The sequence below is a fragment of the Pseudomonas sp. WS 5503 genome (genome assembly GCF_012985385.1).
Classification (GTDB): domain Bacteria; phylum Pseudomonadota; class Gammaproteobacteria; order Pseudomonadales; family Pseudomonadaceae; genus Aquipseudomonas; species Aquipseudomonas paracarnis.
This window is the reverse complement of sequence record NZ_JAAQWI010000001.1, coordinates 586,034-599,591: the sequence shown is the minus strand read 5'-3', so window position 1 is coordinate 599,591 and position 13,558 is coordinate 586,034. Positions and strand designations below refer to the sequence as shown.

The following is a 13,558-nucleotide window of genomic DNA, read 5'->3' as shown; positions in this document are numbered from 1 at the left end:
GGAATGCCGGCCCAGCCAAAAGTAACCAAAAAGGCTCTTGCCCCACCACTCGGCACCTCGCTTGGGCTCGGTGTGCCCGTAATCCGCCAGTGATTTGGGGGGCCGCCGCCACGCGCCATCCATGGCGCGGGGCGGCTAAACCGGCATCCCTGCCGGTTTACCCCCCAAATCCCTGTCGAATTCCGGCCAGCGTGGTTTGACGGGGCGCCTAAGATCAAGATCAAAAGCAGATCAAGAGCAAGATCAAGAGCGGCTCGCTTCGCATCGTGGTTACCGTCGGCTGCTATCGCAGGCAAACCACAATGCCAGTCAGTCAAGCGGCCATCGCCGACTGTAGGAGCGAGCTTGCTCGCGAAAATCGTCAACGATAACGCGTGCTTGCTGAATGAAAGCGGCGCCTGTGAGTTTTTCGCGAGCAAGCTCGCTCCTACAAAAAGCCCTTAACTGACTGGCATTGAGGCAAGCCAGCTCCCACAGCGTTATCCGGTTTCGTCAAGGAAGCCCGGTTACTTACCAGGCGTCAGGGTCAACCTTGTCTTGCCATACACCTTTTCAAAGTTCTGCGGCTGCATCGGAAAGCTCAGGTATTGCGCCTTCAGCGACGGGTCGATGCCATTGACATAGTTGGGGCTGGCCGGGTTGCCGGATTGGCCGATGCCGCCCTGGCCCATCATCGGTTCCACTTGGCCGAAGTCGATGATCATGCGCAGCGCCGACACCTGGGTCGCGTTGAAATCCTGGCCCCAGCTATACGGCGCCGGGTTCAAGGTATTGTGGTCGCCACCGCTGGCAAAGGGACCGCGGATGACCTGGCCGCTGGTATTTTTCCAGGTGGTGCTGTGCAGCTTGCCCCACTGCCAAGCCTTGTGGTCGGCGCCCAGTTGGCTGTCGCCAGTAGTGATGGCGGCGGCCAGGGTGCGAGCCAGGATCGCGGGTTTGTCTTCTTTTTGCGGTGTACGCGTGTCATCCCAGAATGGGCTGTCTTCACGGCCCAGCAGGTGGTCGGCGATGGCCGAGTAGGACAGGCTGGCGTTGCTGACGAAGGCTTTCCAACTGGCGCTGTTTTCCGGGCCGAGTTTGTCGAGGAAGATTTGCCGGGCGCTTTCTTGCAGGAATAATTCATAGATCGCCGCGTCAGCCGAGGTGGTTGCCAGCCGACCATCGAAGGCCATCAGGCGCTCCAGTGCTTCGCGGGCCTTGGCACGTTCCGCTGTCGGCAGGGCCTCGATGGCCTGCTTGAGCGGCTGGGCCATGCCGGGTGCCTGGAACATGTTCTTGAGTTTGGCGGCGAAGAGGGTGGTCTGGTCGTATTGCATGGCGATCAGGCTGCGGCTGTCATGCTTGCCGGCGTTGGCCAGTTGCGCCAGGCGCTCGCTGCGCTCCGGTGCATCCCAGGCGTTGGACAGTTGCATGCCGTAGCCACGCGGCGCGGTACGCTGGTTGGCGGTGCCGATCCAGCCTTGGGCCGGGTCCTGGTCGTACGGGTGCAGCATCGCGTCGGCGTAGCCGTCCCAGTCAAAGCGCGTGTCCCAGCCCGGCGATGGCAACAGGCCTTCGCCTTCGCGGCGGTTGGGGAAACGGCCGGTGACCTGCCAGCCGATGTTGCTGGCGTCGGCGAAGATCATGTTCAGGGCGATGGCGCGAATCTCGCGGGTAGCATCCGAGGCCTTGCCGGCGTTTTGTGCGCGGGACAGGTCGAAGAACGCATCCAGGCTCTTGTCGTCCTTGAAGTCGGCGGTTTGCAAGGCCAGGCCAAGACCGCTGGTGAGCGCCTGGCTGCTGTTGAGCAGAGCGCCGTGGCGGGTTTCGTACACCACTTCGCGAATCGAGCGCTGGCCCTTGATGAAGAAGGTTTCGTTGCGCACGCCGGCCGGCAGCCATTTGCCGTTGTTCTCGTAGTACAGCGCACTGCCCTGGCGTTTGACCTTCTCCAGGAACAGGTCCTGGGTGTCGCCCTTGACCGCGCTCATGCTCCACGCCACTTTGCCGTTGAAACCAGCCAGCAGGGTCGGCAGGCCGGCAATCGAAGCACCGACGGCCTGGTATTTGGGCGCACGAATCTGCACGTAGTTCCACGGCGACGGTGCTTGTGGCTGCGTGGCGATATCGTTGGCCAACAGGCTTTTGCCGCTGCGGCTGCGTTGTGGGCCAATGGCCCAGTTGCTTGAGGTGGTGACGCCCAGGGCATTGAGGCCGCGCAATTGCTGGCCCACCGTCTCCAGCCCGGCGAGGCCGGTGATCTGGTTCAGGTTGACGCCTTTGAGCTTGTCGGCTTCGGCCAGCGGGACGGGTTCGTCCGGTGCGCTTGGGGTGAGCCAGGCGAGTTTGTCGACGCCGACCTTTTGCGCCAGCACCAGGGACGAAAGCTCCTCCTGCAGATTGCTCGACTGGCTGAAGTTGAGCAGGCAGAACAGCAGCGCCGAATCTTCCGGCTTCCAGTACTCGGGCTTGTAGCCGCTCTGGGCCAGGTCCGTCGGCAACTTGTCGCGATAACGGAACAGGTAGGCGTTGACGCCTCGGGCATACACTTCAAAGAAGCGTTTGAGGCGCGGCGATGAAGCGTTGTACAACTCGCCAGCGCTTTTCTTGAGGTTGACCGCCCGCATAAAACGGTCGACGTCCAGCACTTGCGGCCCCGACATTTCCGCCAGACGGCCCTGGGCTAGCAGGCGCAGGGTGACCATCTGGGTGATGCGGTCGCTGGCGTGTACGTAACCGAGGCTGAACAAAGCGTCGTGGAAGGTGTTGCTTTCGATCAGCGGCATGCCTTGGGTATTGCGGCGCACCGACACATTCTGTGCCAGGCCCTTGATTGGCTGCACGCCGGCAACGGGCGGCAGGGTGTCCTGGGTGTTCTGGAGCTGGCAACCGGCCAGGCCCAAGGCACTGACCACTGCCGCGGCAACGCCGAACCGGGGAAGAAAATGTAAGAGGGCTGGCGAGGCCATGGCAAAGCTCCTGCGGGGGGTAGCGTCAGTAAAGGCGCTACGTTAGTGAGCGCGGCGAAACGACGCAAGCGGGAGTTTTGGCAATTGCGTGAGAACTTGAAACAGCCACCAATCGAGGTGGCTTAAGGTTTTGTAGGAGCGAGCTTGCTCGCGAGAAACCCATAGGCGCCGCGTTTACTCAGAAAACGCGCGCTATCGTTGACGTTTTTCGCGAGCAAGCTCGCTCCTACCCGTGCGGTTTAAGCGCCGTGGCACTTCTTGAATTTCTTCTCGCTGCCGCACGGGCAAGGATCGTTGCGGCCTACGTCCTTCAACGCATTGCGCACCGGCTCCTGGTGAGCGTGGCCGCAGTTCGGGCCGTGGACATGGCCGTGGTCGTGATCATGATGATCATGATCGTGGTTGCAGTCAGGACCATGGACATGAGGTTGCTGTGTCATCGATGTTGCTCCGGAATAAAATCGCCGGGGATTATCTCGCCATTGTGTGCCACCTGCACGTCATTACCGATGAATAATCCGGTTTTCAGTTCGCCTTCTAAACGATAAGGCACGGGCCGGTCGGGATTTTTCAGCATCTGCACCACCTCACGCACCTGTGGCCAGAGGTTGGTGCGCACCGAGACCTTGAAGAATTTATGACCGCGTGGCGGTACGGTCAGCCACTCGTTGGACTCGCCTTCGGTCAACACCAGATTGCCCAGGCTGACCTTGTAGACCAGGCCGCGCACGGTCAGGTCGGCGTCGTCGCGGTTGTCCACGCGAAAGTACAGCTTGAATTTCTGTTCCAGCATCTTGGCCCGCACCACTTCGACCTTGACCAGGGAAACGTGGGGGGGCGGCGCGTCGTCTTCGAACCAGGACGCGCAGCCGGTCAGGCCCAGGGTCAACGCCAGCATCAAGCTATACATTCGAAGCATGGCGCTATCCCCGTCGAGTGATTAGAAGTAGCTGGAACAGCACTTCTTGAATTTCTGCCCGCTGCCACACAAACAGGCATCGTTACGTCCGGCCTTCACTTCTACCGTAGGATCGATGAAGTACCAGCGCCCTTCATTCTGTACGAAAGAAGACTGCTCGCGGTGACTATGTTCACCGGCAGCGTCATGCCAGCGCGCGGTAAAGGTGACAAAGGCGTGCTCAGGCTGGCCGCCGAATACCTCGGAGCTTTCCACCTCCAGGCCCAGCCAGGTGCTCTGGGCACTCCAGGCGGCAATGGCGTCGCGGTCCAGGCCAGCCTGTTGCGCAGGCAGCGTAGTGGCGACCAGGTAATCGACTAGGCCCAGCACATAGGCGCTGTAGCGCGAGCGCATCAACGCGCTGGCGCAGGGGGCCGGGTGGCCGGCGTGGTAATGGCCGCAGCAGGCATCCAGCAGATTGCCGCTGCCGCACGGGCAAATGGATGTACTCATCGGGTTACCACCAATACTTTCCGAAGTTTTCCGGGTTGGCCCAGAAGCGGGCGTTGAGCCAGTCCGGCACCTGTTTATAGTCAAGCAGATCATAGGTAAACAGCGTCAGCACCTGATCATCGCGTTGGAAGCGTTCGCCGGCTTGCAGGGCCAGGGAGAAAAAGTCGGTGTCCTTCCAGTCGCAGGCACCCAGGTCGACCAGCACGGCAATGCGGCTGGCGTTGAGGTTACGGATGCCTCCGAGCAGGGTCAGGCCTTGGGGTTTGGACAGGTGCTCCAGGCAGTCGACCACCAGCGCGAGGTCAAAGCGCTGCACCGCGAGGTCTTCCGGCAACGGCCCTGGCGCGGCATAGAACACCTCGGTATCCGCGTGCGCAGCCCGGAAGGCATCCAGCGCCGGAAATTGGCTGGCGCCCACTAACAACAGGCGTTTTGGCCTGTGAAGGTCCAGCAGGGCCGCCAAGGCTTGTTGGGGCGTACGGGCAGAAATTCCAGCGGTCATTGCAGATCCTCGCATCAAGACCGTAGAGACTAGCGCGGCTGGGCGCGTGGGCCTAGAGCGCGGCGGTCGATACCCACCGAGGTGGAATTGAAGTTTTTTGATCCTTCACTGGCAAATCGCCGGTAGAAGTCGTTACTGTGCGCTCAAAGAAAAATTTGAAAACACTCAGGAGCCCCATGATGCGTAAGGTTTTTCTGTTGGCCCTGTTGGTCAGCCCCGTTGCCCTGGCCCAGAGCGTCAGTGTCGAAACCAATTCGTTGATGCGCTTGCCCAGCAGTACCAGCGTGTTGCAGCTCGAGCGCCTGGACGTGGCGGACTACGGCACCTTGCTGATTCCGGCCACCATCAGCCAGGTCACGGTGGATGAGCTGCACTTGGGGCGCGACGCACGCATCACCATTGTGCCTGGCAATACCGCCTTGCAAATGCAGGTACGCGAGGCGCAGTTGGAGCACGGTAGCCAGATCACCTCACGGGGCGCCCCCGGCACCCACGAAAAACCCGCCAAGGCTGGACGTGATCTGACCTTGCGCATTAACTCGCTGACTGCCGAAGCGCTGTCGGTGGATGCCCGTGGTGGCGCTGGAGCCCAAGGATATGCGGGCCTGGACGGTGCCAACGGCGTGGACCCGGGTTGCACCTGGGGTTCAGCCGGGCGCGGCTTTAATGGCGATAACGGCGGCGATGGCCGGCCAGGGGCAGCGGGCGCCCAGGTACGCCTGGAGTTGCCACAGGAATTCCCGGCTGAACAGATCAAGGTCTGGGTCGATGGCGGGGCTGGAGGCCTGGCGGGTGTGGCAGGTAAACCCGGCAAGGGCGGGCAGTCCAAGGGCTGCCTGGTGTACCGCGCGGACGGCGGCGAAAAGGGCCGACCAGGGTTGGAGGGGCAACCGGGGCCGGCTGGGCCTGCGGGGTCTGTGACCATCCAGCGGCTGTAAGAGCCAGCTTGCTCGCGAAAAACGTCAACGATAACGCGTGCTTCCTGAATAAACGCGGCGTCTGTGAGTTTTTCGCGAGCAAGCTCGCTCCTACACGCGTTAGGGCAAGCCAACAGCTCAGAACATCGGCCGAGCCGAAGCCACCGCCACCACCACCAACCCCACGATCAAATTAATCCCCACCAACCTCCGAATCTGCCCCAGCGCAGCCGCGCCCGCCGGCCAATCCTCAGCCGCCACCGCCGCCTTCAGCTCCGGGAACTTCAAGGCCTGGATGCGGATAAACAACGCCGTCATCACCAGATACAACCCCATCATCACCTGTACATAACGCGGCGCGGTCTCAAAACCACTGAAGCGCAGTTGCAGCAAACCAATGCCGCTGATCGGCAAAAGCACCACCGCCACCCATACCCAAACAAAAAAACGTTGAAACACATTTGCCCACAGCTTGAGCCGGGCAGGGCCCTCAAGTGCCGCCACGGCGGCGGGGCGCAGGATCATCCAGGCGAAAAACATGCCGCCTACCCAGATTAAGGCGGCCAGTACATGCAGGGTATAGGCGAGGCTAAACGCGGTCATTGTGGTACTCCGTTCTGCGCGGGATTAATTAGCGGGGTATGATAGCGGCCGATCCGAACCACTGAAAATTTATCCAGCGTTTTTTGCGCCCGACTATCCATGATCAGCACTGAACTCAAAACCACGATCCAGGGCGCCTATTCGCGTTTTCTCGAAGCCAAGAGCTTGAAACCGCGCTACGGCCAACGCCTGATGATCGCCGAAGTGGCAAAAGTCCTCGGGGATATCGACACCGACGACGAAGGCCGCCGCGAGGGTGAGCCTGCGGTAGTGGCCGTCGAGGCCGGTACCGGTACCGGCAAGACCGTGGCCTACAGCCTGGCCGCGATCCCTACGGCCAAGGCTGCTGGCAAGCGATTGGTGATTGCCACCGCTACCGTCGCGCTGCAAGAGCAGATTGTCTACAAAGACTTGCCCGACCTGATGCGCAACAGCGGCTTGAGCTTTACCTTCGCCCTGGCCAAGGGCCGTGGCCGCTATATGTGCCTGTCCAAGCTCGACGTATTGCTGCAGGAAGGCCACGCCCAAACCGCCACTGCCTCCTTGTTCGAAGAAGAAGGCTTCAAGATCGAGGTGGATGAGGCCAGCCAGAAGCTGTTTACCAGCATGATCGAGAAGCTGGCCGGCAACAAATGGGACGGCGACCGCGACAGTTGGCCCACCGCCCTGGAAGATTCAGACTGGGCGCGCCTGACCACCGACCACAGCCAATGCACCAACCGCCATTGCCCCAACTTCGGCCAGTGCGCCTTCTACAAGGCGCGCGAAGGCATGGGCAAGGTAGATGTCATCGTCACCAACCACGATATGGTATTGGCTGACCTTGCCCTGGGTGGCGGTGCGGTACTGCCCGACCCACGCGACACCCTCTATGTGTTCGACGAAGGCCACCACCTGCCAGACAAGGCCATTGGCCATTTCGCCCATTACACCCGCTTGCGCTCCACGGCCGACTGGCTGGAAACCACTGCCAAGAACCTCACCAAGTTACTGGCCCAGCACCCGTTGCCCGGCGACCTGGGCAAGTTGATCGAGCAAGTGCCGGAGCTGGCGCGCGAGATCAAGACCCAGCAGCAGTTCATGTTCAGCGCCTGCGAGCAGGTGGCGGACTTCAAGCCCGGTGAAGACGTCGAAGGCCGAGAGCGCCCGCGTCACCGTTTTGTCGGCGGGATGATTCCCGAGCACATGCGCGAAATGGGCATCGAGCTGAAGAAAGGCTTTTCACGCCTGACCGACCTGTTCACCCGCCTGACGGATTTGCTCAAGGAAGGCATGGATGGCGAGGTCAATATCGGCATCGCCAGCAACCAGGCCGAAGAGTGGTATCCCTTGTTCGGCAGTTTGCTGTCTCGTTCCCAAGGCAATTGGGAGCTGTGGACCGCCTTTACCGTCGAAGACCCGGAAGACAACCCGCCCATGGCCCGCTGGCTGACGTTGTCGGAAAGCGGTGCGCTGTTCGATATCGAGGTCAACGCCAGTCCGATCCTCGCCGCTGAAATGCTGCGCCGCAACCTGTGGAACGTCGCCTACGGCTGCCTGGTAACCTCGGCCACGCTGACGGCCCTGGGCACCTTTGACCGCTTCCGCATGCGCGCCGGCCTGCCGAAAAAGGCCGTCACCGCCGTGGTGCCCAGCCCGTTTCATCACGCTGACGCCGGCGTGCTTCGGGTGCCGGACCTCAAGGCCGACCCACGGGACGCGGCCGCGCACACGGCGGCGATCATTCGCGATCTGCCGTCGTTGGTGGAAGGCTCCCGCGGCACCTTGGTGCTGTTCTCGTCGCGCAAACAGATGCAGGACGTGTTCGACGGCCTCGACCGCGACTGGCGCAAGCAGGTGTTTATCCAGGGCAACCTGTCCAAGCAGGAAACCCTGAACAAGCACAAAGCGCGGGTCGACGGTGGGGATTCCAGTGTGTTGTTCGGCCTGGCCAGCTTTGCCGAAGGCGTGGACTTGCCCGGTGCCTACTGCGAACACGTGGTGATCGCCAAAATCCCGTTCTCGGTGCCGGATGACCCGGTCGAGGCCGCACTGGCCGAATGGATCGAAGCCCGGGGCGGCAACCCGTTCATGGAAATCTCGGTGCCGGATGCTTCACTGAAGCTGGTGCAGGCCTGCGGGCGTCTGCTGCGTACCGAAGAAGACCGCGGCACCATCACCTTGCTCGACCGTCGCCTGGTTACCCAGCGCTATGGCAAGGCGATCCTCAATGCATTGCCGCCGTTCAGGCGCGAAATTTCTTAAGCCACCGTGGGCGGATTCGCCCACTCTGTGGTCTATCTCATCACTATCATCAGGCCAGTCATCGGCCGTTTGGGAGAACCTTGTTCGTATGATTCGCACGCTGCCCGCTCTTTTTGCCCTGCTGTTCGCTGCGCCGTTGATGGCGGCGCCCGAGGGGCAACAAACGCTGTTCAACTTCGTCCGGCCTGCCGATGTGGTCAAGGTGGCGACCCAGGACGCCAGCCTGCCGCAATACAACGCCGAACAAACCCCCGAAGGCGAGGTGCTGCGCCGCATCACCTTCAACCCAGCGGCCGAGCCGAGCCTGGTGCTCAGCCCGCAGACGGGGACGTGGGATTGGTCGCAATCGAGCGCCATGAGCCTGCGTATCCAGAGCGCGATGAACTGGGCGCTGACCCTTTACGTCAAGGTGCAGAGCGCCGACGGCAAGACGCTCGTCAGCCGCATCGACCTGCCGGCCGGCCCGGCCCAGACGCTGCTCGTCCCGCTGCAAGCCAACTCACCGCTGAGCCAAGGCATGAAGGCCGGCCCGCCGATGCCGATGACCGTGGATGGCCAGCGGGTGTTGCTGGCCGCCAGCGCCGGAGAAATCGACCGCAGCCAGGTCGTCTCGGTGACCCTGTCAATGCTCAAGCCCATTGCCGCTCAAAGTATCCTGCTTGAGCGCTTTGGCGTGCAGGACAGCGAGCCAGTATTGAAGGCTGCCTACACTGAACTAGTGGATGCCTATGGCCAATCCAACCGCGCGCGCTGGCCGGAGAAGGTCAGCAACGACGAGCAACTCAAGGCATCGGCCGCCAAGGAACAACAGCAGCTCAAGACCTGGCTGGCCGAGCGGGACAAGTCCTCCCTGGATCAATACGGTGGCTGGAAGAAGGGCCCGGCCTTCGACGCCAGCGGCTTTTTCCGCACCCAGAAGCGCGACGGCCGCTGGTACCTGGTGACGCCGGACGGGCATCCGTTCTACTCGCTGGGGGTGAACACCGTGGCGCCGGACAACAGCCAGACCTACGTGGCGGGGCGCGAGTGGATGTTCGCGGCGCTGCCCAAGGCCGGCGAACCCTTTGACAAGTACTACGGCAGCGACGACAGCCGCACCGGCAACGGCGCCGGTGAAGGCCGCGGTTTTGGCTCGGGGCGTTGGTACGATTTCTATGGCGCCAACCTGCAACGCACTTACGGCGGGGACGCGTTGGACCAGCCACGCTGGGTGACCCATACCCTCGATCGCCTGCAAGCCTGGGGCTTCAACACCGTCGGCAACTGGAGCGATCCGGACCTGGCCACTGCCGACCGCGTGCCGTACACCTTGCCGCTGTCGATTGTCGGTGACTATGCCAGCATCAGCACCGGCACCGACTGGTGGGGCGGCATGCCCGACCCCTTTGACCCGCGCTTTGCCATGGCCACCGAGCGCGCAGTGGCTATTGCCGCACGCGATCACCGTGACGATCCTTGGCTGATCGGTTTCTTTGCCGACAACGAACTGGCCTGGGCCGGTCCTGGCGAGGATGCAAAATCCCGCTACGCCCTGGCGTACGGCACCCTGCGCATGACCACCGACGTGCCGGCCAAGCGCGCCTTCCTCAAGCAACTGCGCGATAAATATCGCAATGAAGAGGGCCTTTCCAAAGCCTGGGGTATTCAACTGGCTGGTTGGGAACTGATGGAAGACCCAGGCTTCGAGCCGCCGATGCCCAGCCCTGAACACCCGGAAATCGAAGCCGACTTCAAGTATTTCCAGAAGACCTTCGCCGATGCTTACTTCAAGACCATTTCCGACTCGCTGAAGTGGCACGCACCCAACCAGCTGTTGCTAGGCGGCCGTTTTGCGGTGAGCACGCCCGAGGCCGTCGCTTCGTGCGCGCAGTATTGCGACGTGCTGAGCTTCAACATGTACACCTTGAAACCCCAGGACGGTTACGACTTCGCCGCCCTGCGTGCGCTGGACAAACCGGTACTGATCACCGAATTCAACTTTGGCTCCGCCGACCGCGGCCCGTTCTGGGGCGGCGTGACGCAACTGGCCCGCGAAGAGGACCGCGGCGCGGCGTACTCCGCGTTCCTCAAGCAGGCGGTGGCCGAGCCGTCGATTGTCGGGGTGCACTGGTTCCAGTACCTGGACCAGCCGGTAACCGGGCGTCTGCTGGATGGTGAAAACGGCCATTTCGGCCTGGTCGGCATCACCGATGTACCCTTCCAGGGCTTTGTCGAGACGGTGCGCAAGAGCAACCTGGCCGCGCTCGACCAGTTGGGCCGTGAGGCGCAAAAAGCCAAGGCCACCCAAGCGATGCGTGAAAGTGAAGCCGGCAAGCCGGGGCGCGACGGCAAAGGCGCGGGGCAGGGCGCTGGGCATGCCGGTGGACACGCTGGAAACGGTCATTGATTCATCGTTGACGGGTTCACAAAACCTACAATGGCTGAAAGAATGGCGACCACTTTTCATGGTGTTTTCCGAGGGGACTTAGGTGCAGATTCAGGGTCATTACGAGCTGCAGTTCGAAGCGGTGCGCGAAGCCTTCGCCGCCCTGTTCGATGATCCTCAGGAGCGTGGTGCCGGGCTGTGCATCCAGATCGGCGGGCAAACCGTCGTCGACCTGTGGGCCGGTACTGCCGACAAGGACGGTGCCGAGGCCTGGCACAGCGATACCATCGTCAACCTGTTCTCCTGCACCAAGACCTTCACGGCAGTGACTGCCCTGCAACTGGTGGCCGAAGGCAAGCTCAAGCTCGATGCGCCGGTAGCCGAGTACTGGCCGGAGTTTGCCGCTGCTGGCAAGGACGCGATCACGCTGCGCCAGTTGCTCTGCCACCAGGCCGGGCTGCCCGCCATCCGCGAAATGCTGCCTACCGAAGCGTTGTACGACTGGCAATTGATGGTCGATACCCTGGCGGCAGAATCCCCGTGGTGGACACCGGGCCAGGGCCACGGCTATGAGGCGATCACCTACGGCTGGCTGGTTGGCGAACTGTTGCGCCGCGCCGACGGGCGCGGGCCGGGGGAGTCGATTGTGGCGCGGGTGGCACGCCCATTGGGGCTGGACTTCCATGTAGGCCTGGCGGATGAAGAGTTTTATCGCGTCGCTCATATAGCGCGCAGCAAAGGCACTGTGGGGGATGAAGCCGCGCAACGGTTACTTCAAGTAATGATGCGCGAGCCGGCGGCGATGACTACCCGTGCATTTGCCAATCCACCGTCTATTCTGACCAGCACTAATAAGCCTGAATGGCGACGCATGCAGCAGCCTGCGGCGAATGGCCACGGTAATGCACGCAGCCTGGCCGGGTTTTATAGTGGTTTGTTGGACGGTAGTTTGCTGGAAAGCGACATGCTCGAACAATTGACCCGCGAGCACAGTATCGGGCTGGATAAAACCTTATTGACCCAAACCCGCTTCGGCCTGGGCTGCATGTTGGATCAACCGCAGTTGCCCAATGCCACGTTCGGCCTTGGGCCACGTGCATTCGGGCATCCCGGGGCAGGGGGCTCAGTCGGGTTTGCCGACCCTGAACATGATGTAGCCTTCGGTTTTGTGACTAATACCCTGGGTCCCTACGTACTTATGGACCCGCGGGCCCAGAAGTTGGTCGGAATATTGGCCGGTTGTCTATAAACCCCTTGCTGTTTCACAATTTTTTGTTACAAAGGCAAGTATAAAAAAGATGCTGAACGACATGTTGTAACTTGAATGTTCTTTTAGCGTCTGTTTAACGGGTCCTGCGACCCTCTGGTTTTTTCTCATTTTGTGGATATCTCATGTTATCGAACAAGTCTTTGGCACTGGCGCTGTGCCTCACTATTACGGGTTGTGCACAAACTCCACAAAATGATGCCGAAGGTGGGCATTGGTGGTCATTTGGATCTGACAAAACGGCGACCAAGGATCCAGTGGCCCAGACCGACGCCAAGTCGGATGCCAAACCCGACGCCAAGCCGGCCGCCGGTGCCAAGCCTGTTGAGCCTGTCACCGCTGCTGCCGCTGCCCCGGCTGCCAAAGCCGACACCGGTTACAGCTGGTGGCCGTTTTCCACCAAGAGTGCCGAAGACAAAGCCGCCGACGCCAAGGCCGACCTGAAAGCCGACCTCAAGGCGGCAACCCCGGCCTCGGACGCCGCACCTGTCGTCGCCAAGACCGACAGCGAGCCGCGCTGGTGGTGGCCGTTCGAAAGCAAGCCAAAGCCATTGGCCAAGGTCGATGTGACCAATGTACAAATGCCTGACCCGAAGATCACCCAAGCCTGGCTGGACGAATACGAACCACGCCTGCGTGCCGCCATCAAGGACAGCAACCTGCAACTGGAGCGCCGTGACAACACCCTGGTGGTGATTGCCCCGGTAGACGGCTCCTACAACCCGAAGCGTCCGGCCATGTTGCTGCCGGTGACCCTGGGCCCGTTCACGCGGGTGGCCAAGGCCGTCGAAGCTGACCCGAAGACCGCCGTACTGGTGCTGGGCCACGTTGATGCCACGGGCAGCGCCCCGGCCAGCCAGGCGTTGAGCAAGGAACGTGCGCAGTCCATTGCCTCGATTTTCAGCCTGAGTGGTCTGAAACAGGATCGCTTGATGCTGCGTGGCATGGGCGACCTTATGCCGCGTGCCGCCAACGACAGCAATCAGGGGCGTGCGCTGAACCGTCGCATGGAAATCATGTTCACTCAGCGTACAACGATGTTGGCACTGCTGAGCAAGTACAACTCCGGCAAGACCCCGCCCGTAGCCGAAATGGTCGCGGTGCAGAATGTGCCTGCGCCAGCACCGGCGGCCAAAGCGCCTGCCAAAAAGGCCACGGCCAAGAAAGCGGCGGCCAAGCCAGCGGCTAAAAAGGCTGCGGCCAAGCCGGCTGCGAAGAAACCTGCCACGGCAAAAGCCAAGGCGGCGCCCGCTTCGAACGACCAGGCGAAGAACTGAGCTGTTGAACCACAAGGATAAAGC

At 61.6% G+C, this 13,558-nt stretch carries 11 protein-coding genes; 5 read left to right on the top strand and 6 right to left on the bottom strand.

Annotated features, from left to right (window positions below):
• Positions 1-506: 506 nt before the first annotated feature.
• From HBO10_RS02955 to HBO10_RS02935, 5 genes are all read right to left on the bottom strand, one after another.
• Entirely contained in the window at positions 507-2,948 is a 2,442-nt protein-coding gene (locus tag HBO10_RS02955; protein ID WP_034125934.1) for a penicillin acylase family protein, read from the bottom strand.
• A gap of 239 nt (positions 2,949-3,187) precedes the next feature.
• Positions 3,188-3,388, bottom strand: coding sequence for an SEC-C metal-binding domain-containing protein (locus tag HBO10_RS02950; protein WP_003189235.1), 201 nt, complete (start codon positions 3,386-3,388; stop codon positions 3,188-3,190).
• Entirely contained in the window at positions 3,385-3,867 is a 483-nt protein-coding gene (locus HBO10_RS02945; protein WP_034125935.1) for an LEA type 2 family protein, read from the bottom strand. Before HBO10_RS02945 ends, HBO10_RS02950 begins: the two co-directional genes overlap by 4 nt.
• 21 nt (positions 3,868-3,888) lie before the next feature.
• Positions 3,889-4,359 carry a YchJ family protein gene (locus HBO10_RS02940; protein WP_034125936.1) on the bottom strand — a complete coding sequence of 157 codons (471 nt, stop codon included), beginning with the start codon at positions 4,357-4,359 and terminating at the stop codon, positions 3,889-3,891.
• A gap of 4 nt (positions 4,360-4,363) precedes the next feature.
• Complete coding sequence (locus HBO10_RS02935; protein ID WP_034125937.1) at positions 4,364-4,861, bottom strand: DUF6231 family protein; 498 nt, start codon at positions 4,859-4,861, stop codon at positions 4,364-4,366.
• A 179-nt stretch (positions 4,862-5,040) separates the two neighbouring features.
• Between HBO10_RS02935 and HBO10_RS02930 the strand changes: the two genes are divergently transcribed.
• On the top strand, positions 5,041-5,799 hold the full coding sequence (locus tag HBO10_RS02930) for a hypothetical protein (RefSeq protein ID WP_034125938.1): 759 nt from the start codon (positions 5,041-5,043) through the stop codon (positions 5,797-5,799).
• Positions 5,800-5,916: 117 nt separating this feature from the next.
• Here the strand turns inward: HBO10_RS02930 and HBO10_RS02925 are convergent, their stop codons facing one another.
• Positions 5,917-6,381 (bottom strand): CopD family protein, encoded by a 465-nt coding sequence (locus HBO10_RS02925; protein WP_034125939.1) that lies wholly within the window; start codon positions 6,379-6,381, stop codon positions 5,917-5,919.
• 99 nt (positions 6,382-6,480) lie between these two features.
• On the opposite strand from HBO10_RS02925, the gene dinG reads away from it, so the two are divergent.
• From dinG to HBO10_RS02905, 4 genes are all read left to right on the top strand, one after another.
• Complete coding sequence (gene dinG / locus HBO10_RS02920) at positions 6,481-8,625, top strand: ATP-dependent DNA helicase DinG (RefSeq protein WP_014717263.1); 2,145 nt, start codon at positions 6,481-6,483, stop codon at positions 8,623-8,625.
• Positions 8,626-8,713: 88 nt separating this feature from the next.
• The gene (locus tag HBO10_RS02915; protein WP_034125940.1) at positions 8,714-11,011 is read left to right on the top strand and encodes a beta-galactosidase; all 2,298 of its coding nucleotides are present in this window, start codon (positions 8,714-8,716) and stop codon (positions 11,009-11,011) included.
• Between the two features lie 82 nt (positions 11,012-11,093).
• Positions 11,094-12,239 carry an EstA family serine hydrolase gene (locus tag HBO10_RS02910; protein ID WP_034125941.1) on the top strand — a complete coding sequence of 382 codons (1,146 nt, stop codon included), beginning with the start codon at positions 11,094-11,096 and terminating at the stop codon, positions 12,237-12,239.
• A 143-nt stretch (positions 12,240-12,382) separates the two neighbouring features.
• Positions 12,383-13,534 (top strand): OmpA family protein, encoded by a 1,152-nt coding sequence (locus tag HBO10_RS02905; protein ID WP_080757662.1) that lies wholly within the window; start codon positions 12,383-12,385, stop codon positions 13,532-13,534.
• Positions 13,535-13,558: the final 24 nt, after the last annotated feature.